25 protein-coding genes are annotated in these 19,628 nt (G+C 59.8%); 15 read left to right on the forward strand and 10 right to left on the reverse strand.

Translation table 11 applies throughout. The features are described 5' to 3' along the window. Positions 1-78 precede the first annotated feature (78 nt). Genes lptB through QF045_RS07360 form a run of 5 tightly spaced genes read right to left on the reverse strand, consistent with a single transcriptional unit; the run spans position 79 to position 3,403 of the window. Positions 79-804 (reverse strand): LPS export ABC transporter ATP-binding protein, encoded by a 726-nt coding sequence (gene lptB, locus QF045_RS07340; RefSeq protein WP_003171806.1) that lies wholly within the window; start codon positions 802-804, stop codon positions 79-81. Then, the gene (gene lptA / locus QF045_RS07345; RefSeq protein WP_306491636.1) at positions 804-1,337 is read right to left on the reverse strand and encodes a lipopolysaccharide transport periplasmic protein LptA; all 534 of its coding nucleotides are present in this window, start codon (positions 1,335-1,337) and stop codon (positions 804-806) included. The genes lptB and lptA overlap by 1 nt, the downstream gene beginning before the upstream one ends. Further along, positions 1,324-1,896, reverse strand: coding sequence for an LPS export ABC transporter periplasmic protein LptC (lptC, locus tag QF045_RS07350; protein WP_124385163.1), 573 nt, complete (start codon positions 1,894-1,896; stop codon positions 1,324-1,326). Before lptC ends, lptA begins: the two co-directional genes overlap by 14 nt. An 8-nt stretch (positions 1,897-1,904) precedes the next feature. Then, the gene (locus QF045_RS07355) at positions 1,905-2,429 is read right to left on the reverse strand and encodes an HAD family hydrolase (protein ID WP_306491637.1); all 525 of its coding nucleotides are present in this window, start codon (positions 2,427-2,429) and stop codon (positions 1,905-1,907) included. After that, entirely contained in the window at positions 2,429-3,403 is a 975-nt protein-coding gene (locus QF045_RS07360) for a KpsF/GutQ family sugar-phosphate isomerase (RefSeq protein ID WP_306491638.1), read from the reverse strand. Before QF045_RS07360 ends, QF045_RS07355 begins: the two co-directional genes overlap by 1 nt. Before the next feature lie 309 nt (positions 3,404-3,712). Here QF045_RS07360 and QF045_RS07365 point away from each other — a divergent pair, with 309 nt between their 5' ends. The 10 genes from QF045_RS07365 to hisC all read left to right on the forward strand — a co-directional run bounded on the left by QF045_RS07365 (position 3,713) and on the right by hisC (position 11,744). Then, positions 3,713-4,522: an ATP-binding cassette domain-containing protein gene (locus QF045_RS07365; RefSeq protein ID WP_306491639.1), complete on the forward strand. Its 810-nt coding sequence runs from the start codon at positions 3,713-3,715 to the stop codon at positions 4,520-4,522. Next, entirely contained in the window at positions 4,522-5,319 is a 798-nt protein-coding gene (gene mlaE, locus QF045_RS07370; protein WP_124385165.1) for a lipid asymmetry maintenance ABC transporter permease subunit MlaE, read from the forward strand. The genes QF045_RS07365 and mlaE overlap by 1 nt, the downstream gene beginning before the upstream one ends. Next, positions 5,319-5,786, forward strand: a complete 468-nt coding sequence (gene mlaD, locus QF045_RS07375) for an outer membrane lipid asymmetry maintenance protein MlaD (protein WP_003171814.1) — start codon at positions 5,319-5,321, stop codon at positions 5,784-5,786. The genes mlaE and mlaD overlap by 1 nt, the downstream gene beginning before the upstream one ends. An 11-nt stretch (positions 5,787-5,797) precedes the next feature. Continuing rightward, positions 5,798-6,445 (forward strand): phospholipid-binding protein MlaC, encoded by a 648-nt coding sequence (locus QF045_RS07380; RefSeq protein WP_306491640.1) that lies wholly within the window; start codon positions 5,798-5,800, stop codon positions 6,443-6,445. Next, complete coding sequence (locus tag QF045_RS07385) at positions 6,442-6,747, forward strand: lipid asymmetry maintenance protein MlaB (RefSeq protein WP_306491641.1); 306 nt, start codon at positions 6,442-6,444, stop codon at positions 6,745-6,747. The genes QF045_RS07380 and QF045_RS07385 overlap by 4 nt, the downstream gene beginning before the upstream one ends. A gap of 115 nt (positions 6,748-6,862) precedes the next feature. Further along, positions 6,863-7,102 carry a BolA family protein gene (locus tag QF045_RS07390; RefSeq protein ID WP_003188597.1) on the forward strand — a complete coding sequence of 80 codons (240 nt, stop codon included), beginning with the start codon at positions 6,863-6,865 and terminating at the stop codon, positions 7,100-7,102. Positions 7,103-7,125: 23 nt separating this feature from the next. Then, entirely contained in the window at positions 7,126-8,391 is a 1,266-nt protein-coding gene (gene murA, locus QF045_RS07395) for a UDP-N-acetylglucosamine 1-carboxyvinyltransferase (RefSeq protein ID WP_306491642.1), read from the forward strand. Between the two features lie 213 nt (positions 8,392-8,604). After that, positions 8,605-9,240, forward strand: a complete 636-nt coding sequence (hisG, locus tag QF045_RS07400; protein ID WP_083360118.1) for an ATP phosphoribosyltransferase — start codon at positions 8,605-8,607, stop codon at positions 9,238-9,240. Between the two features lie 128 nt (positions 9,241-9,368). Further along, positions 9,369-10,688 carry a histidinol dehydrogenase gene (gene hisD / locus QF045_RS07405; RefSeq protein ID WP_306491643.1) on the forward strand — a complete coding sequence of 440 codons (1,320 nt, stop codon included), beginning with the start codon at positions 9,369-9,371 and terminating at the stop codon, positions 10,686-10,688. A gap of 3 nt (positions 10,689-10,691) precedes the next feature. Then, positions 10,692-11,744 carry a histidinol-phosphate transaminase gene (hisC, locus tag QF045_RS07410; RefSeq protein WP_306491644.1) on the forward strand — a complete coding sequence of 351 codons (1,053 nt, stop codon included), beginning with the start codon at positions 10,692-10,694 and terminating at the stop codon, positions 11,742-11,744. Positions 11,745-11,955: 211 nt separating this feature from the next. Here the strand turns inward: hisC and QF045_RS07415 are convergent, their stop codons facing one another. Then, a complete protein-coding gene (locus QF045_RS07415) occupies positions 11,956-13,230 on the reverse strand; it encodes a uracil-xanthine permease family protein (protein WP_306491645.1) in 1,275 nt (424 codons plus the stop codon). 2 nt (positions 13,231-13,232) lie between these two features. Further along, positions 13,233-13,871, reverse strand: a complete 639-nt coding sequence (gene upp, locus QF045_RS07420) for a uracil phosphoribosyltransferase (RefSeq protein ID WP_003188608.1) — start codon at positions 13,869-13,871, stop codon at positions 13,233-13,235. Between the two features lie 163 nt (positions 13,872-14,034). On the opposite strand from upp, the gene QF045_RS07425 reads away from it, so the two are divergent. The 3 genes from QF045_RS07425 to QF045_RS07435 all read left to right on the forward strand — a co-directional run bounded on the left by QF045_RS07425 (position 14,035) and on the right by QF045_RS07435 (position 15,560). Next, positions 14,035-14,592: a hypoxanthine-guanine phosphoribosyltransferase gene (locus tag QF045_RS07425; RefSeq protein ID WP_306491646.1), complete on the forward strand. Its 558-nt coding sequence runs from the start codon at positions 14,035-14,037 to the stop codon at positions 14,590-14,592. A 3-nt stretch (positions 14,593-14,595) separates the two neighbouring features. Then, a complete protein-coding gene (locus tag QF045_RS07430) occupies positions 14,596-15,063 on the forward strand; it encodes a WbuC family cupin fold metalloprotein (protein ID WP_306491647.1) in 468 nt (155 codons plus the stop codon). Between the two features lie 209 nt (positions 15,064-15,272). Then, the gene (locus tag QF045_RS07435; protein WP_306491648.1) at positions 15,273-15,560 is read left to right on the forward strand and encodes a PA4642 family protein; all 288 of its coding nucleotides are present in this window, start codon (positions 15,273-15,275) and stop codon (positions 15,558-15,560) included. 103 nt (positions 15,561-15,663) lie between these two features. Here QF045_RS07435 and mqo read toward each other — a convergent pair whose 3' ends face one another. Together mqo and QF045_RS07445 are read right to left on the reverse strand one after the other, a co-directional pair. Then, the gene (gene mqo / locus QF045_RS07440; protein ID WP_306491649.1) at positions 15,664-17,202 is read right to left on the reverse strand and encodes a malate dehydrogenase (quinone); all 1,539 of its coding nucleotides are present in this window, start codon (positions 17,200-17,202) and stop codon (positions 15,664-15,666) included. Positions 17,203-17,903: 701 nt separating this feature from the next. Further along, a complete protein-coding gene (locus QF045_RS07445; protein WP_306491650.1) occupies positions 17,904-18,137 on the reverse strand; it encodes a hypothetical protein in 234 nt (77 codons plus the stop codon). A gap of 182 nt (positions 18,138-18,319) precedes the next feature. Between QF045_RS07445 and QF045_RS07450 the strand changes: the two genes are divergently transcribed. Beyond that, a complete protein-coding gene (locus QF045_RS07450) occupies positions 18,320-18,904 on the forward strand; it encodes a YajG family lipoprotein (RefSeq protein ID WP_057724591.1) in 585 nt (194 codons plus the stop codon). 55 nt (positions 18,905-18,959) lie between these two features. On the opposite strand, the gene QF045_RS07455 is transcribed toward QF045_RS07450, so the two are convergent. Next, positions 18,960-19,169, reverse strand: coding sequence for a hypothetical protein (locus QF045_RS07455; RefSeq protein ID WP_306491651.1), 210 nt, complete (start codon positions 19,167-19,169; stop codon positions 18,960-18,962). A 182-nt stretch (positions 19,170-19,351) separates the two neighbouring features. Here QF045_RS07455 and QF045_RS07460 point away from each other — a divergent pair, with 182 nt between their 5' ends. After that, positions 19,352-19,609 (forward strand): hypothetical protein, encoded by a 258-nt coding sequence (locus QF045_RS07460; protein WP_306491652.1) that lies wholly within the window; start codon positions 19,352-19,354, stop codon positions 19,607-19,609. The last annotated feature ends 19 nt before the right edge of the window (positions 19,610-19,628 follow it).

Below are 19,628 nucleotides of genomic sequence, written 5' to 3' on the forward strand. Positions count from 1 at the left end.
AGAGCACGGTAACAATAAAAAGGCTGAGGTTTTTATTGACTCGCTCGTGCTCTTGGGAATGGCCCGATATCACCGTGCTTACAGGCGGAACTCGTGACCCAGGTAAACTTCTTTAACCAGTTCGTTGGCCAGGATTGTCGCGGAATCACCTTCGGCAATCAGCTGCCCATCGTTGACGATGTAGGCGGTTTCGCAGATATCAAGCGTTTCACGGACGTTGTGGTCGGTAATCAGCACACCAATGCCCTTGGCCTTGAGGTGATGAATGATCTGCTTGATGTCGCCCACCGAAATCGGGTCAACACCCGCGAACGGTTCGTCCAGCAGGATGAACTTGGGTGCAGTTGCCAGGGCGCGGGCGATCTCCACACGGCGACGCTCGCCCCCGGACAAGCTCATGCCGAGGTTGTCGCGAATGTGGTTGATGTGGAATTCCTGCAGCAGGCTTTCCAGCTCCTTGCGACGGCCGTCGCGGTCGAGCTCCTTGCGGGTCTCGAGGATGGCCATGATGTTGTCGGCCACCGATAATTTGCGGAAGATCGACGCTTCTTGCGGAAGATAGCCGATACCGGCGCGTGCGCGACCGTGCATCGGCTGGTGGCTGACGTCCAGGTCGTCGATCAATACACGGCCCTGATCCGCCTGGACCAGCCCGACGATCATGTAGAAACATGTGGTCTTGCCGGCGCCGTTGGGGCCGAGCAGGCCGACGATCTGGCCGCTGTCGATCGACAGGCTGACATCGCGTACCACCTGGCGGCTTTTATAGGCCTTGGCCAGATGCTGGGCTTTCAGGGTTGCCATTACTCGGCCTTCTTCTTCGGCTGGATGACCATGTCGATACGTGGGCGAGGCGCGGTGACCTTGTTGCCATTGGCGCGACCCGCCTGGGCGACCTGGGTCTGGGTGTTGTAGACGATTTTCTCGCCTTCGGTAGAGTTACCGTCGGCACTGAGCACCTTGGCCTGGTCAATCAATACGATGCGATTTTGCTGGGCATGGTACTGAATGGTCTTGCCGTAGCCTTTCATCGGGCCCGGGTCTTCAGCCTTCTGCTTCTGCTCGAAGTAAGCCAGGTTGCCCACGGAGGTCACCACATCGATATCGCCAGCCGCGGTGCGAGTCAGGGTCACGGTATTGCCAGTGATCTTCATCGAGCCTTGGGTGATGATCACGCCACCGGTGTAGGTCGCGACGCCTTGCTTGTCGTCGAGCTGCGCATCGTCAGCCGAGATGTGGATCGGTTGCTGGCTATCGTTCGGCAGAGCCCAGGCGCTCACGCTTCCCAGTGCTGCGCCCAGACCGAGCAAAATAGGGAGGGTTTTAACGAGCCTCATACTGTCCTCTTACGTTCGATAGCAGGTGTATCCTGCTTTCTTTCAAATACGCTTTCATTCCCTTGCCAGTCGATACACCGCCAGCGCCGTCGATTCTAACGTCTTGCTCGGTCTGCGCATATTCCTTCTGTGGGAATACCGTCATGCGACTGCTGGTAATGATGGTGTCACGGTTCTGGGCGTCTGTACGTGCGACGCGTACCGAGTCGATCAGTTCGATTTCAGTGCCGTCCGGATTGACCTCGCCACGCAGGCTGGTGACATGCCAGGGCTGTTCGGTGCCACGGTAGAGGTTCAGGTCCGGGTTGGTCAGCAGGCTGACTTCCGAAGCTTTCAGGCGCTCGACTTTATCGGAGACCAGCACGTACTGCACCTTGCCATCGGGCAGGAACTGCACGGTGTGGGTGTTGGTGGCAAAGTTGTCGATGATGCTTTCATCCACCTGCACGACAGGTTTGTCGAGAAAGCGCTCCGGGCTGATATTCCAGTAGCCCACCGCGAGGAGCAGCGCGGCGATGACCCCGAATAGCAGGAAATTGCGAATCTTTTTGCTCAGCATATAACGCTCTATAAGTAGGCGGCGTGGGCCGCTTCAAGGCTGCCTTGGGCGCGCAGGATCAATTCGCAGAACTCGCGCGCGGCACCTTCGCCGCCGCGGGCGGTGGTAATGCCATGGGCATGTTCTCGCACAAACGCTGCGGCATTGGCTACGGCCATGCCCAGGCCGACCCGGCGGATTACCGGCAGGTCAGGCAGATCGTCACCCAGATAGGCAACCTGTTCATAGCTTAGGTTGAGTTGGCCAAGAAGCTCGTCCAATACCACCAGTTTATCCTCGCGCCCCTGATACAGGTGAGGAATCCCCAGGTTTTGTGCGCGGCGTTCCACAACCGGTGTCTTTCGACCGCTGATAATCGCGGTTTGCACGCCTGCTGCCATCAACATCTTGATGCCCTGGCCGTCGAGCGTGTTGAAAGTCTTGAACTCGCTGCCGTCTTCGAGGAAGTACAGGCGGCCATCGGTCAGCACGCCATCGACGTCGAATATCGCCAGCTTGATGTTTTTACCGCGTTGCAACAGGTCGCTGTTCATTACATCACTCCCGCACGCAACAAGTCGTGCATGTTCAGGGCGCCAATCGGGCGGTCATCCTCATCGATTACCACCAGCGCGCCGATCTTGTGGTCTTCCATGATCTTCAGGGCTTCGGCGGCAAGCATCTCGGGGCGGGCGGTCTTGCCGTGGGGCGTCATTACCGCATCGATGGTTGCGGTATGGATGTCGATGGTGCGGTCCAGGGTGCGACGCAAATCACCGTCTGTGAACACGCCGGCCAGTCGCCCGTCGGTTTCCAGGATCACGGTCATGCCCAAGCCTTTGCGGGTCATCTCCATCAACGCGTCCTTGAGCAAGGTGCCGCGCGGCACGTGAGGCAGTTCATCGCCGGCATGCATGACGTTTTCCACTTTAAGCAGCAAACGACGGCCCAAGGCACCGCCCGGGTGGGAAAACGCGAAATCTTCAGCCGTGAACCCGCGTGCCTCCAGCAGCGCGACGGCCAGGGCGTCGCCCATGACCAGTGCAGCGGTAGTGGAGGAGGTAGGTGCCAGGTTCAGCGGGCAGGCTTCATGGGCGACATGCACGTTCAAGTTCACTTCGGCGGCCTTGGCCAGGGTCGACTCAGGGTTGCCGGTGACGCTGATCATCTTGATGCCCAGGCGCTTGATCAGCGGCAGCAGGGTCACGATCTCGTTGGTGGTGCCGGAGTTGGACAGAGCCAGGATCACGTCATCCTTGGTGATCATGCCCATATCACCATGGCTGGCTTCGGCCGGGTGCACGAAGAATGCCGTGGTTCCGGTGCTCGCCAGCGTCGCGGCGATCTTGTTGCCGACGTGGCCGGACTTGCCCATGCCAACCACGACTACGCGGCCCTTGCTGGCCAGAATCATCTCGCAGGCGCGTACGAAATCCGCGTCGATATGGGCCAGCAAACCTTCTACGGCTTCCAGCTCGAGGCGGATGGTGCGTTGTGCGGATTGAATAAGGTCGCTGGATTGGCTCATGTCTGAAATCGTATAGCCTGACGAAAAGTCGGCGATTATAGCGGTAATGATCAATTCCCTCACGCAAGTTCGTCAGGCTTTATTCAGCAGGGGCACGCAATCGTCTGGATAACATGGCCGGCAACGGTTTTTCGCTGTCCTGAATCTGAACAAGCGCTGTTCCGGCCTTGGGGGCTCTGTACCAGCAGTGATATAGTTCGCGGCCAGTTCGGTCCGGCCCACCCATGGTGCCAACTATTGCGCATCCCTGTGCAAACGAAAGTCGCATGCATGGTGTCTGAGTGAAAGGCTGCATCCCAAGGAGATTAGATGAGTGCCGATAACGCCTACGCGGTCGAGCTGAAGGGCCTTTCCTTCAAGCGCGGTGCGCGCAGCATCTTCAATAACGTCGATATTCGCATTCCTCGCGGAAAAGTCACGGGCATCATGGGGCCTTCCGGTTGCGGCAAGACCACCCTGTTGCGCCTGATGGGCATGCAATTGCGCCCCAGTGCCGGTGAAGTGTGGGTCAACGGCCAGAACTTGCCGACGCTGTCGCGCAGCGACCTGTTCGATGCGCGCAAGCACATGGGCGTGCTGTTCCAGAGCGGCGCGCTGTTTACCGACCTCGATGTGTTCGAAAACGTAGCGTTCCCGCTGCGGGTGCATACTCAGCTGTCCGATGAGATGATTCGCGACATCGTGTTGCTGAAGCTCCAGGCCGTAGGGCTTCGCGGGGCCATCGACCTGATGCCTGACGAATTGTCCGGCGGCATGAAGCGCCGTGTCGCCCTGGCGCGAGCCATCGCCCTCGACCCGCAGATCCTCATGTACGACGAGCCTTTCGTGGGCCAGGACCCAATCGCCATGGGCGTATTGGTGCGCCTGATCCGTCTGCTCAACGACGCACTGGGAATTACCAGCATCGTGGTGTCTCACGACCTGGCCGAAACCGCGAGCATCGCTGACTACCTTTATGTAGTGGGTGATGGTCAGGTGCTGGGCCAGGGCACGCCGGAAGAACTGATGAACGCCGATAACCCGCGCATTCGCCAGTTCATGACCGGCGATCCTGATGGCCCGGTGCCTTTTCACTTTCCGGCAGCGGATTACCGCTCAGATCTCCTGGGGAAGCGCTGATGCGCAAAACATCTCTTGTCGAAAAGGTTCGCCTTTTCGGTCGCTCGGGCATCGACATCGTCGAAGTCCTGGGGCGTTCGACCATCTTCCTGTTTCACGCCTTGCTCGGCCGCGGCGGCATCGGCGGCGGCTTTGGCCTGCTGCTCAAGCAGCTGCATGCGGTCGGCGTGATGTCCCTGGTGATCATCGTGGTCTCCGGGGTGTTCATCGGCATGGTGCTGGCGCTGCAAGGCTTCAATATCCTGTCCAGCTACGGTTCCGAGCAGGCGGTAGGGCAGATGGTGGCCCTGACGCTGTTGCGGGAACTGGGGCCGGTGGTCACCGCCTTGTTGTTTGCCGGGCGTGCCGGTTCTGCGCTGACGGCTGAAATCGGTAACATGAAGTCCACCGAACAGCTGTCCAGCCTGGAAATGATCGGCGTGGACCCGCTCAAGTACATTGTTGCCCCGCGCCTGTGGGCCGGCTTCATTTCCCTGCCGCTGCTGGCGATGATCTTCAGCGTGGTCGGGATCTGGGGCGGTTCGTGGGTGGCGGTGGACTGGCTGGGGGTCTATGACGGCTCCTACTGGGCCAACATGCAAAACAGCGTGACCTTCACGGGCGACGTGCTCAACGGCATCATTAAGAGCATCGTCTTCGCCTTTGTAGTGACCTGGATCGCCGTATTCCAAGGCTATGACTGTGAACCCACCTCAGAAGGGATCAGTCGCGCCACCACCAAGACCGTTGTGTACGCCTCGCTGGCGGTACTGGGCCTTGACTTCATTTTGACCGCCTTGATGTTTGGAGATTTCTGATGCAAAACCGCACTGTGGAAATCGGTGTCGGCCTTTTCTTGCTGGCTGGCATCTTGGCTTTACTGTTGCTGGCCCTGCGGGTCAGTGGCCTGTCGGCCAGCCCCACCGCCGACACTTATAAACTTTATGCGTACTTCGACAATATCGCCGGTTTGACGGTCAGAGCTAAAGTGACCATGGCCGGTGTGACCATCGGCAAGGTCACGGCAATCGATCTGGATCGCGACAGCTTCACCGGTCGGGTGACGATGCAACTGGACAAGAAGGTGGATAATCTGCCGACCGACTCCACGGCGTCTATCCTCACCGCGGGCCTGCTGGGCGAGAAGTACATCGGTGTCAGCGTGGGCGGGGAAACAGCCCTGCTCAAGGATGGCTCGACCATCCACGACACACAGTCGTCGTTGGTACTTGAAGACCTGATCGGTAAATTCCTGCTCAATACGGTCAATAAAGACGCCAAATGAGGAATCTGTTCATGATCTCTACCTTGCGACGTGGCCTTCTGGTCCTGCTTGCAGCGCTGCCGTTGATGGCCAACGCAGCCGGTTCTGCCCACGAACTGGTGCAGGACACGACCAACAAAATGTTGGCTGACCTGTCGGCCAACAAGGAAAAGTACAAACAAGACCCAAGCCAGTTCTACGACGCGCTCAATACCATCGTCGGTCCAGTGGTCGATGCCGAAGGCATCTCCCGCAGCATCATGACCGTCAAGTATTCGCGCAAGGCGACGCCTGCGCAGATGCAGCGTTTCCAGGAAAACTTCAAGCGTGGCCTGTTCCAGTTCTACGGCAACGCCTTGCTCGAGTACAACAACCAGGGCATCACCGTCGCTCCGGCCGGTGACGAGTCGGGTGATCGCACCAGCGTGAACATGACCGTCAAGGGCAACAATGGCGCCGTGTACCCTGTGCAGTACACGCTGGAGAAGGTCAACGGCGAGTGGAAACTGCGCAATGTGATCATTAACGGCATCAATATCGGCAAGCTGTTCCGTGATCAGTTCGCCGACGCCATGCAGCGCAACGGCAACGACCTGGACAAGACCATCAATGGTTGGGCCGGCGAAGTGGCCAAAGCCAAGGAAACTTCCGATAAGGAAGCCGGGAAGTCCGCACAATGACCGAGTCGGCTGTTCGTATCGGCGAAGCCGGCGAGCTGTTCTTAAGCGGCGTGCTGGATTACCGCACCGGGCCTGACCTGCGCAAGCAGGGCCAGGCGCTGATCAAGGCCAGCGCCGCGCCGGCGCTGGTGCTCGATTGTTCAGCGGTGACCAAGTCCAGCAGCGTCGGCTTGTCGTTGCTGCTGTGCTTTATGCGCGATGCCCAAGCGGCAAAAAAACCGTTCAGTATCCGTGCCTTGCCTGAAGACATGCGCGAGATCGCCGAGGTTTCCGGCTTGACCGAGCTGTTGGCACACCCTTAATACACATTTATCAGAGAGGCCCCCCGTCAGAGTCCTGCTATGCGGGGTTCGCAGGCGCGGGGCTTTTTTGTATGATGTGCGACCCGTGCGCACTGGGCGCCGATAGAGGTTGAGCATGCAGGCCCTAGAAGTTAAGAGCTTCCTTGAAGGAAAGCTGCCGGAAACGACTGTTGAAGTTGAAGGCGAAGGCTGCAATTTCCAGCTGAACGTGATTAGCGATGAACTGGCGGCATTGAGCCCGGTCAAGCGTCAGCAGCAGATCTATGCCCATTTGAACCCGTGGATCACCGATGGCAGCATCCATGCGGTCACTATGAAATTTTTCAGCCGCGCGGCCTGGGCCGAGCGCACCTGAGCCCCCAAGGCGTCGAGATTCTTATGGATAAATTGATTATTACCGGCGGTGCCCGCCTCGATGGCGAGATCCGCATCTCCGGTGCGAAAAACTCCGCCTTGCCGATCCTGGCAGCGACCCTGCTGTGCGATGGCCCGGTTACCGTGGCCAACCTGCCGCACCTGCACGACATCACCACCATGATCGAGCTGTTCGGTCGCATGGGCATTGAGCCTGTGATCGACGAGAAATTGTCCGTCGAAATCGACCCACGCACCATCAAGACCCTGATCGCCCCGTACGAACTGGTGAAAACCATGCGTGCGTCGATCCTGGTGCTCGGCCCGATGGTCGCGCGTTTCGGCGAAGCCGAAGTCGCTCTGCCTGGCGGTTGCGCCATTGGTTCGCGTCCGGTCGACCTGCACATCCGTGGCCTCGAAGCCATGGGCGCTGTGATCGACGTCGAAGGCGGCTACATCAAGGCCAAGGCGCCGGAAGGCGGTTTGCGTGGTGCGAACTTCTTCTTTGATACCGTCAGCGTGACCGGTACCGAGAACATCATGATGGCCGCTGCCCTGGCCAACGGCCGCAGCGTGCTGCAAAACGCAGCGCGCGAGCCTGAAGTGGTCGACCTGGCCAACTTCCTGATCGCCATGGGCGCCAACATCAGCGGTGCGGGCACCGACACCATCACCATCGACGGTGTGAAGCGTCTGCACTCGGCCACTTATAAAGTGATGCCGGACCGTATCGAGACCGGCACCTACCTCGTCGCCGCGGCCGTTACCGGTGGTCGCGTGAAGGTCAAGGACACCGATCCGACCATCCTCGAAGCCGTCCTCGAAAAACTCAAGGAAGCCGGCGCCGAAATCACCACCGGTGAAGACTGGATCGAGCTGAACATGCACGGCAAGCGGCCAAAAGCCGTCAATGTGCGTACCGCTCCGTACCCGGCATTCCCGACCGACATGCAGGCGCAGTTCATTTCCCTGAACGCGATTGCTGAAGGCACCGGTGCCGTGATCGAGACCATCTTCGAAAACCGCTTCATGCATGTGTACGAGTTGCACCGCATGGGCGCCAAGATCCAGGTCGAGGGCAACACCGCCATCGTGACCGGCATCGACAAGCTCAAGGGCGCGCCAGTGATGGCGACCGACCTGCGTGCTTCGGCCAGCCTGGTGATTTCGGCACTCTGCGCCGAAGGCGATACCCTGATCGACCGCATCTACCACATAGACCGTGGCTACGAGTGCATCGAAGAAAAGCTGCAGATGCTCGGCGCTAAAATCCGCCGCGTTCCGGGCTAACCCCCACTGCATTGTAGGAGCGAGCTTGCTCGCGAAGAACTCATGAGCCCCGCGTTGTGTCTGAATAAACGCGTTATCGTTGACGCTCTTCGCGAGCAAGCTCGCTCCTACACACACCGGTTTGTTTCAAATCGAGGCTGTAAAGGCCTCGATCTGTGTCTGGCGCCGTTTGCGACCGGACAGCAATAGCCTGATGAAGGACTGACATTTCCCATGTTGACCATCGCACTGTCCAAGGGCCGCATCCTTGACGACACGTTGCCGCTTCTGGCTGAAGCGGGCATCGTGCCGACCGAGAATCCGGACAAGAGCCGCAAGCTGATCATCCCCACGACCCAGGACGACGTTCGCCTGTTGATCGTGCGGGCTACCGACGTGCCGACCTACGTTGAACATGGCGCTGCCGACCTGGGTGTCGCCGGCAAGGACGTGCTGATGGAATACGGTGGCCAGGGTCTCTACGAGCCACTGGACCTGCGTATCGCCCTGTGCAAGTTGATGACCGCTGGCCGTGTTGGCGATGTCGAGCCCAAGGGCCGCCTGCGGGTGGCGACCAAGTTCGTCAACGTCGCCAAGCGCTACTACGCCGAACAAGGCCGTCAGGTCGATATCATCAAGCTCTATGGCTCGATGGAGCTGGCGCCGCTGATCGGCCTGGCTGACAAGATCATCGACGTGGTCGACACCGGCAACACCCTGCGCGCCAACGGGTTGGAGCCGCAGGATTTCATTGCTGACATCAGCTCGCGCCTGGTCGTCAACAAAGCGTCGATGAAAATGCAGCACGCCCGTATCCAGGCGTTGATCGACACCCTGCGCAAGGCAGTGGAGTCGCGACACCGCGGTTGACTCACCCGCGTAGCTGAAACGCTGCGCTCGTCTATCCGCCTCATAGCCAGAATTCTCAGGTGCCCAAGCGGAAACGACTGCTAGTTTAGGGCGCCTGAGTTTTTGCCAATTCTATTGAGGCCCTCGCTATGACTACGTCCACTGCAATTGCCCGACTCAACGCTGCCGACCCGGATTTCGCCCATCATCTGGATCATCTGCTGAGCTGGGAAAGCGTGTCCGACGACTCGGTCAACCAGCGGGTGCTCGGCATCATCAAAGCCGTGCGCGAGCGCGGTGACGCGGCACTGGTGGATTTCACCCGCCAGTTCGACGGCCTGGACGTGCAGTCCATGGCGGACTTGATTCTGCCCCGCGAACGTCTGGAGCTGGCCCTGACGCGCATCACCGCGCCCCAGCGTGAAGCCCTGGAAGTGGCGGCGGCGCGGGTGCGCAGCTATCACGAAAAACAGAAGCAGGATTCCTGGAGCTACACCGAGGCCGACGGCACCGTGCTGGGCCAGAAGGTCACGCCGCTGGACCGCGCCGGCCTGTATGTTCCCGGCGGCAAAGCCTCGTACCCGTCGTCGGTATTGATGAACGCGATTCCAGCCAAAGTGGCAGGCGTGATTGAAGTGGTCATGGTGGTGCCGACCCCTCGTGGCGAAATCAACGAGCTGGTACTGGCTGCGGCCTGCATCGCCGGGGTCGACCGGGTGTTCACCATCGGTGGCGCGCAAGCGGTTGCCGCGCTGGCCTATGGCACCGAAAGCGTGCCGAAGGTCGACAAAGTGGTGGGGCCGGGCAATATCTACGTGGCCACCGCCAAGCGTCACGTGTTTGGCCAGGTCGGCATCGACATGATCGCCGGCCCCTCGGAAATTCTCGTGGTGTGTGACGGTCAGACCGATCCGGACTGGATCGCCATGGACCTGTTTTCCCAGGCCGAGCACGACGAAGACGCCCAGGCGATCCTGGTCAGCCCCGATGCTGCGTTCCTCGATCAGGTCGCCGCCAGCATCGATAAGCTGTTGCCGACCATGGAGCGCGCCGAGATCATCGAGAAGTCGATCAATGGCCGTGGCGCACTGATTCTGGTCAGCGACATGGAGCAAGCCATCGAAGTGGCCAACCGTATCGCGCCGGAGCACCTGGAGTTGTCTGTTGCCGACCCACAAGCCTGGCTGCCGTCGATCCGTCATGCCGGTGCGATCTTCATGGGCCGTCACACCAGTGAAGCCCTGGGCGACTACTGCGCCGGCCCCAATCACGTGCTGCCGACCTCCGGCACCGCGCGTTTTTCATCGCCGCTGGGGGTGTATGACTTCCAGAAGCGTTCGTCGATCATCTTCTGTTCGCCCCAGGGCGCGTCCGAATTGGGCAAGACCGCCTCGGTGCTGGCCCGCGGCGAGTCGCTGAGCGCCCACGCGCGCAGCGCTGAATACCGCATTCTTGAAGAGGGGAAATGAGGCATGAGCAAATTCTGGAGCCCTTTCGTCAAGGACCTCGTGCCTTACGTACCCGGTGAACAGCCGAAGCTGACCAAACTGGTCAAGCTCAACACCAACGAAAACCCCTACGGCCCATCGCCCAAGGCGCTGGCGGCAATGCAGGCCGAATTGAACGACAACCTGCGTTTGTACCCGGACCCGAACAGCGACCTGCTCAAGCAGGCCGTGGCCAGCTATTACGGGATCGATGCGGGCAAGGTATTCCTCGGCAACGGTTCCGACGAAGTCCTGGCGCACATTTTTTACGGCTTGTTCCAGCATGACCTGCCGCTGCTGTTTCCGGACATCAGCTACAGCTTCTATCCGGTGTACTGCGGCCTCTACGGCATCACCTTCGACGCCGTGCCGTTGGACGAGCGCTTCCAGATTCGCGTAGCTGACTATGCGCGGCCCAATGGCGGGATCATCTTCCCCAACCCGAACGCGCCGACTGGCTGCGTGCTGGCGCTGGACGCGGTGGAGCAGATCCTCAAGGCCAGCCCGGACTCGGTGGTGGTGGTCGATGAAGCCTATATCGACTTCGGTGGCGAAACCGCCATCAGCCTGGTGGATCGTTATCCGAACCTGCTGGTGACGCAGACCCTGTCCAAGTCGCGCTCACTGGCCGGGCTGCGCGTGGGGTTGGCGGTAGGTCACCCGGACCTGATCGAGGCGTTGGAGCGGGTCAAGAACAGCTTCAACTCCTATCCGCTGGATCGGCTGGCAATTGTCGGTGCGGCGGCGGCGTTTGAGGACCGTGAGTATTTCGAGAAAACCTGCCAACGGGTGATCGACAGCCGCGACAAGCTCGTCGCGCAACTGGAAGGCAAAGGGTTTGAGGTGTTGCCGTCAGCGGCCAACTTCATCTTCGCGCGCCATCCACGGCACGACGCTGCTGGCCTGGCGGCCAAACTGCGTGAGCAAGGCGTGATCGTGCGGCACTTCAAGCAGGAGCGGATTGCCCAGTTCCTGCGGATCAGCATCGGTACGCCGGAGCAGAACCAGGCGCTGATCGAGGGGCTTGGTGAGCTTTAAGCCACACTGAAGATCAAAAAAATGTGGGAGGGGGCCTGCCAGTCAGTTAAGGCTTTTTGTAGGAGCGAGGCGGGCGGCTAGCCCTTGCTCGCGAAGAACTCAGGGCCATCGCGTTCAACCAGAATGAACGCGTTGCCTGGACGTTTTTCGCGAGCAAGCTCGCTCCTACAGTGGGCCCCGCCCCCTCCCACATTGGGTTTTGCGGTGTTGGTTAGATCAGCGGTTCATCCGGCTTCTTGTTCTTCCAGCCATCGTTGCCCGGCAGCAGCAGGTTCAAACCAATCGCTACTACCGCACACAGGGCGATGCCCTTGAGGCCGAAATCATCCGGGCCGGTGCCGGTACCCACCAGCACGCCACCAATCCCGAATACCAGGGTCACCGACACAATCACCAGATTGCGCGCTTCACCCAGGTCGATCCTGTGGCGAATCAGCGTGTTCATCCCCACCGCCGCAATCGAGCCGAACAGCAGGCACAGGATCCCGCCCATCACCGGCACCGGGATGCTCTGCAGCAGTGCGCCGAACTTGCCGATAAACGCCAGGCTGATGGCAAACACCGCAGCCCACGTCATGATTTTCGGGTTGTAGTTCTTGGTCAGCATCACCGCGCCCGTCACTTCGGCGTAGGTGGTGTTCGGCGGGCCGCCGAACAGGCCTGCGGCCGTGGTGGCAATCCCGTCACCCAGCAGCGTGCGGTGCAGGCCGGGTTTCTTCAGGTAGTCGCGACCGGTCACGCTGCCGACCGCAATCACGCCGCCAATGTGTTCGATCGCAGGGGCCAGGGCCACCGGTACGATAAACAGGATCGCCTGCCAGTTGAACTCTGGCGCGGTGAAGTGGGGCAGGGCGAACCACGGTGCGGCGGCGATCTTGGCGGTGTCTACCACGCCGAAATAAAACGACATGGCAAAACCCACCAGCACGCCGGAGATAATCGGCACCAGGCGGAAGATGCCTTTACCGAACACCGCCACGATCAAGGTGGTCAGCAGCGCGGGCATGGAGATCAGCATGGCTGTCTGGTAATGAATCAGCTCGCTGCCATCACCGGCTTTGCCCATCGCCATGTTGGCGGCAATCGGCGCCATGGCCAGGCCGATGGAAATGATCACCGGGCCGATCACCACCGGCGGCAGCAGTCGGTCGATAAAACCAGTGCCTTTGACCTTCACGGCAAGGCCCAGGAAGGTATAGACGAAACCCGCTGCCATTACCCCGCCCATGGTCGCGGCCAGGCCGAATTGGCCCTTGGCGAGAATGATCGGGGTGATGAATGCAAAGCTCGATGCCAGGAACACCGGCACCTGTCGCCCGGTCACCACCTGGAACAGCAACGTGCCCAGGCCAGCGGTGAACAGTGCGACGTTTGGATCAAGACCTGTGATCAGCGGCATCAACACCAACGCGCCAAATGCTACGAAGAGCATTTGTGCGCCAGACAGGATCTGGCGCCAAAGCGGGTCGTTGAATTCATCCTGCATGCTCAGGCGTCCTTCTGCTTGGTGCCGAAGATCTTGTCACCGGCATCGCCCAGGCCTGGGATGATGTAGCCGTGTTCGTTCAGGCGCTCGTCGATCGAGGCGGTGTAGATCTGCACGTCAGGGTGCGCTTTCTCGACGGCGGCGATGCCTTCGGGCGCGGCAACCAGCACCATGGCGCGGATGTCGCGGCAGCCGGCTTTTTTCAGCAGGTCGATGGTGGCGACCATGGAACTGCCGGTGGCCAGCATCGGGTCGATGATCATGGCCAGGCGCTCGTTGATTTCCGGGACGAGTTTTTCCAGGTAGGTGTGGGCCTGCAGGGTTTCCTCGTTGCGGGCTACGCCAACGGCGCTGACCTTGGCGCCCGGGATCAGGCTGAGTACGCCTTCGAGCATGCCGATGCCGGCACGCAGGATCGGTACCACGGTAATTTTCTTACCGGCGATTTTCTCGACTTGTACGGGACCGGCCCAACCGGGGATCTCGTAGGTTTCCAGGGGTAAATCCTTGGTGGCTTCGTAAGTGAGCAGCGCTCCGACTTCCTGAGCAAGCTCACGGAAATTCTTGGTGCTGATGTCGGCACGGCGCATAAGGCCGAGTTTGTGTCGGATCAGCGGGTGGCGGATCTCGCGAGTGGGCATGGGAAAGGCTCCGGCGGCGGGCAAAAAAACCGGCCTAGATTAATCTATCCGAGAGTGTTGTCCTATAGACATCAAGTACGTTAGTCCATAAAGGCTTGATTGGAGCGCACGAGAAGCGTACCTTCGCCCGCTTTTCTTGCCACAGCACCCCTTGGAGAGCGCCATGTCCGCTGATCTCGAGCATATCCGTCAAATCATGCACGAGGCTGACTGCCTGTACACCGAAGCGCAAGTCGAAGCAGCGATCGCCAAGGTCGGCGAGCACATCACCCGCGAAATGGCCGACACCAATCCGGTGGTCTTCTGCGTGATGAACGGTGGCCTGATCTTCGCCGGCAAATTGCTCACCCACTTGCAGTTCCCGCTGGAAGCTTCCTACCTGCACGCTACCCGCTATCGCAACGAAACCAGTGGCGGCGACCTGTTCTGGAAGGCCAAGCCGGAAGTGTCGTTTATCGACCGTGACGTGCTGATCATCGATGACATCCTCGACGAAGGGCACACCCTGGGCGCGATCATCGACTTTTGCAAACACGCCGGCGCGCGCAAAGTGCACACCGCCGTGCTGATCGACAAAGACCACGACCGCAAGGCTCGCCCTGAGCTCAAGGCCGATTTCGTCGGCCTGCCGTGCATCGACCGCTATATCTTCGGTTATGGCATGGACTACAAGGGCTACTGGCGTAATGCCAATGGCATCTACGCCGTTAAAGGAATGTAATCGATGGCCCGCTTTCTTGATCAGACCTTATTTGCAGAGTTGGCCGAGAAAGCGGGCGACAGTCCCCGTGGCCGGCACCATCACAACTTCCACCAGATGGAAGAACCCTGTCATCGCCTCGCCGTGGCCCTGCAACCGAGTACCTATGTGCCGCCGCACCGGCACTTGAGTGTGGACAAGGCGGAAACCTTGCTGGTACTTCAGGGCAGACTGGGCTTGCTGATCTTCAGCGACACCGGTGAAGTCATCGCCAAGCGCGTCATGCAGGCAGGGGGCGAGTGTGCAGGCGTCGATCTGCCGCCGGGTGTGTTCCATGGCCTGGTGGTGCTGGAGCCAGACACGGTGATGTTCGAATGCAAGGCCGGCCCCTATCGGCCGGTGGGCGAGGGTGAACTGGCCGATTGGGCGCCGCGCGAAGGTGAGGCCGGTGTGGCCGACTACCAGCGCTGGTTGCTCGCCCAGTTCGATTGAGCTGCAGTGTTGCGGTAGCCTGAACGCAGAAGATCAAAGTGTGGGAGGGGCTTGCTCCCGATGGCGGTCTTTCAGTCAATATATCTGTGACTGACACCCCGCTATCGGGAGCAAGCCCCCTCCCACATTGGCTCTTCAACGCTTTCGAAGCCTGTGCACCACAGGTAGACTTCAAACCCCGTATCAATGTCTGCAGGCTGGAGTCGGTAATGCGTAAAGATAAAAAACAGGTGATCGGTGACGAGATCGGCGACGACCAGATCAAGTTGTTCCTGAACTTCGAGCCGGTCGATGCGACTTCTCCCTCCCTGCACAAACTGATCAAGGCCTATCGTGGCCTGCGTATCGACGACTTCGAGCGCTTCCTGGGATTCTTCAAGGAAGCCGGCCTGGACCTGGATGGCAAGGATGAGCATGGCCAGACTTTCGTCGAGCTGATCAAGGACCAGCGCAACGCCGCCGAGTACATCGAGCTGATCGACAAAGCCCGCCGCTGATTATTCGAGCCATAAAAAAACGCCCCGGCCTCATAAGAGCCCGGGGCGTTTCGCTTTTAGCGGTTGGGGCGAGCTTGCTCGCGAAGAACCTGAGAGCGCCGCGTCAAACCAGATGCGCTGCGCTATCGTTATCGTTTTTCGCGAGCGAGCTCGCTCCTGCAGCATCCACCAGCTCCAGGCTGATGTTGTTCTGCGTATTGATTTTGCGATACAGCTCGGCATCCGTTTCCAGCACTTTCTCGCGTGCCGGGAAGATCTCGTGCAGCTTGGCTACCCATTCGCCGGCCGCTTTCTCCGGGAAGCAGCGCTCGATCAGCTCCAGCATGATCGACACCGTCACCGAAGCGCCCGGCGAGGCACCCAGCAGCGCCGCCAGCGAACCGTCTTTTGCGGCCACAAGCTCAGTGCCGAACTGCAGCACACCGCCTTTCTTCGGATCTTTCTTGATGATCTGCACCCGTTGGCCGGCCACTTCCAGGCGCCAGTCTTCGGCTTTCGCCTCGGGGTAGAAGCGGCGCAGGGATTCCAGGCGCTGCTCCATGGACTGACGCACTTCGCTGACCAGGTACTTGGTCAGGTCCATGTTGTCGCGAGCCACGGCCAGCATCGGCCCGATGTTGCCGGCACGAATCGACATCGGCAGGTCCAGGAACGAGCCGTGCTTGAGGAATTTGGTGGTGAACCCGGCATAAGGCCCGAACAACAGGGACTTCTTGCCATCGACTACGCGGGTGTCCAGGTGCGGCACCGACATCGGTGGCGAACCCACCGCAGCCTGGCTGTACACCTTGGCCTGGTGCTGCTTGACCACTTCCGGGTTATCGCAACGCAGCCACTGGCCGCTGACCGGGAAACCGCCGAAGCCTTTGCTTTCTTCAATGCCCGAAGCCTGCAGCAACGGCAGTGCCGCACCGCCGGCGCCGAGGAAGACGAACTTGGCATCCACTTCGCGGCTGTTGCCGCTGTTGACGTCCTTGATGCTCACGGTCCAGCCGGCGCCATTGCGCTTGAGGCCGGTGACGCGCTTGCAGTACTTGACCTGGGCGTCCGCCGAACTGGTCAGGTGGTTGAGCAGTTGGTTGGTCAGGGCGCCAAAGTTGACGTCAGTACCGTTCATCACACGGGTCGCGGCGATTTTTTCGTCCAGCGGGCGGCCCGGCATCATCAGCGGCATCCACTCGGCCATCTCGCTGCGGTCTTCGGTGTAGTGCATGTCCGAAAACGCATGGTGCTGGCTGAGGCTTTCAAAACGCTTCTTGAGGAAGGCAACGCCGTTGTCGCCCTGCACGAAACTCAGGTGCGGAACCGGGCTGATAAAGGACTTGGACGAGCCAAAGGTGCCTTTTTTGGTGAGGTATGCCCAGAACTGCTTCGACACCTCGAACTGGGTGTTGATGTGCACGGCTTTCTTGATGTCGATGGAGCCATCGGCGGCCTGCGGCGTGTAGTTCAGCTCACACAGCCCGGCGTGGCCGGTACCGGCGTTGTTCCACGGGTTGGAACTCTCCGCGGCACCCGAATCCATCAGCTCAACGACTTCCAGCTTGAGGCCGGGGTCGAGCTCTTTGAGCAGTACGGCCAGGGTGGCACTCATGATGCCGGCCCCTACCAGAACTACGTCGACTGCTTCGTTATGCGCCATTTAACGCGTCTCCAAAATCTGCAGCACCAAATTGACGGCATGGCTGCCAGGAGTGACGGGGCGGTTCACGTGTTGCCCCAGATTACCCATGGCCAGGATCGCCATGTCCGTTTCGCAATTCCTTGCAACTTCAGCGCACGCTTCCTGCCCGGCGATTCTGCCTATGAACGCATTCATGGGCGCCTGTGGCAATTCGACTTATGGTCAACGCGTGCGATCCGTGCAATCAATCCGTAGCGGACAGGCTCAAGCTCCGGTTGTTGAGGAGTACTCGGTCCTGTGTTGGGCTGTTCCAGACGCTGATGGTGCTTGTACAAACGCAAAACTATTCATTTGCTCGCCACACTCTTGTGAAGTTGTGAAAACCCGTTTTTTCACGCTCTTTTGAAGACGTGAACCTCAAAAAAGGGCTGCCCCAGCTTGGCACCTGGCCCGCTAAACGGGCAAAAAACTCAAGTGGCCGAGCGCAATGGCAGCTCTGGCAGATTCGATAAAGACGGGTGGTTTGCAAAGGAAACAGCAAGCACGCCAGCTTCACTCGATCTGTGTGGGCGGCTCTCTGTGGGCGATTGGGGGGTTAATGCCGAGGCAATAACGATGCTGCGGGGCCCGATCAGGAGACGTCCTTATAATCGGGGGGAGATTGTAGCGAAGAACGCCGTGGAAATGGGCGTGTTTTATGACTTTTATTAGTGCGCTGGTCAGGAGGCCAACGCTTGTCGCGATTGTGCACGTACAAACTGAGGGCTGACCCTGGCGCTGGCCGGTAGCGGGCGGTGCATCCAGCCCAGGTGTGTCTCCGCGACTTCGACCCAGCCTTCACCGACGGGCGGCGAGCTGCATTGCTTGAATGCCAGGCAGTGGCCGTGGGCATCGAGCAGGGCAAAGTGGCGATGGCGGGGGTGTGACAGGAACAATGACTTGAGAAGGCGCATGGCTGTGTACCGGTTGCGTTACATGCTTGAAGGTTCTCAGTCTGCCATGACATTGGAATGACGATTTTATGCGAAATTGTAATTTGCCCATGCCTTCAGCTGCGGTTCAGGATTGCTGGTGAGTGATGCGCGTGCACCGTTATACTGGCCGCCTGTCTGCGCCTAGTCCTGGAGAAATGAGTATGTTGCAACGCCTGTTGTTCGGTTTGATCACTGTGACCAGTTTGGCTTTGGTTGGCTGCGCCAACAGCCCGCAACAACTCAGCCCGCAACCCAAAGTCACGGCGCAGCTGGCCCCGGTCGGTCATGGCCAGCCCGTGTCGGTGCGTGTGGTGGACGGCCGTCCGTCACCTACCCTCGGTTCGCGTGGCGGCCTGTACCCGGAGACCGCGCTGATTTCGGTGACCGGCCAGGACGTACTGCCCAAGCTGCAGGCCCAGGCTGAAGCCGCGGTGCGCTTGTTGGGCTTCACCCCGACCAACTCGCCAGGTGCGCCGCAACTGACCGTGACCCTGGCTGAACTGAAATACCAGTCGCCCAAGGAAGGCCTGTACGTGACCGAGGCGTCCATCGGCGCAACGTTCAAGTCCGACGTCAGCGCCGGTACCCGTCGCTACAGCGGCCGCTATGCGGCCTCCCTGAACCAGCGCTTCGGCATGTCGCCGAACCAGGAAACCAACACCAAGTTGGTCAGTGACGTGCTCAGCGATGCCTTGACCCGTCTGTTCAAGGATCCAAGCATCGGCCAGTTGCTCAGTTCGCAATAAGCGGTTCAAAAAAACCGGGCTCAGTGATGAGCCCGGTTTTTTTATGCCTGCGCTTTCACGCCGCTGTATCGACATAAAAATCCAGCATGCTCACGCCAGTGAATAGATCCAGCTCCGGCAGGTCGGCGTGCGGCTGTCCGGCGAGGGCGCAATACACCAGCCAATGGCGGTCCTGGACGTTGAACGCGAGGCTGCCGATCAATGCCTCCTGCTCGTCGCTCTGGGCGATCAGGTACAGCCGGTCCTGGTTCTGTGCATGCAACATGACAAGCTCCTCAAGCGTCGAAGGGCAACAGAGTGGCTTGTTAAGGTGACGTTCAGGTGACGCTGTAAATTACTGGATACATTAGCCGTCAACGGGGAGGGAGCATTAAAGGCGCAGGAAGCCACTATCGTTCAGGTTTGTATCTGGACCGGTACCCGAATACTGTTCCGCCGAGGTTTGCGATGGCGTGGCCCGCACTGCTCATCAATGCTGTTGCCCTACTGACTGCCTGCTCGGGCGCCGTAGTGCTGTTCATCACCCGCCTGCGTGCGCAACGTGCGATGGCCGACCTGGCCGTGCGCAGCGAGGAACGGGCCATTGACCAGCCAATGCTGTTTCTGGATACGCGCACCGAACGGGCGTATCGCCACGCTTACCGCATCGGGTTCGCCGGCCTGGGGTTGGCGCTGGTTCTATCCTGGCTCAGCACCCACCTTTAAAGAACACCGGAGCAAATGT

It is taken from the genome of Pseudomonas sp. W4I3 (genome assembly GCF_030816195.1).
In the GTDB taxonomy this organism is placed as follows: domain Bacteria; phylum Pseudomonadota; class Gammaproteobacteria; order Pseudomonadales; family Pseudomonadaceae; genus Aquipseudomonas.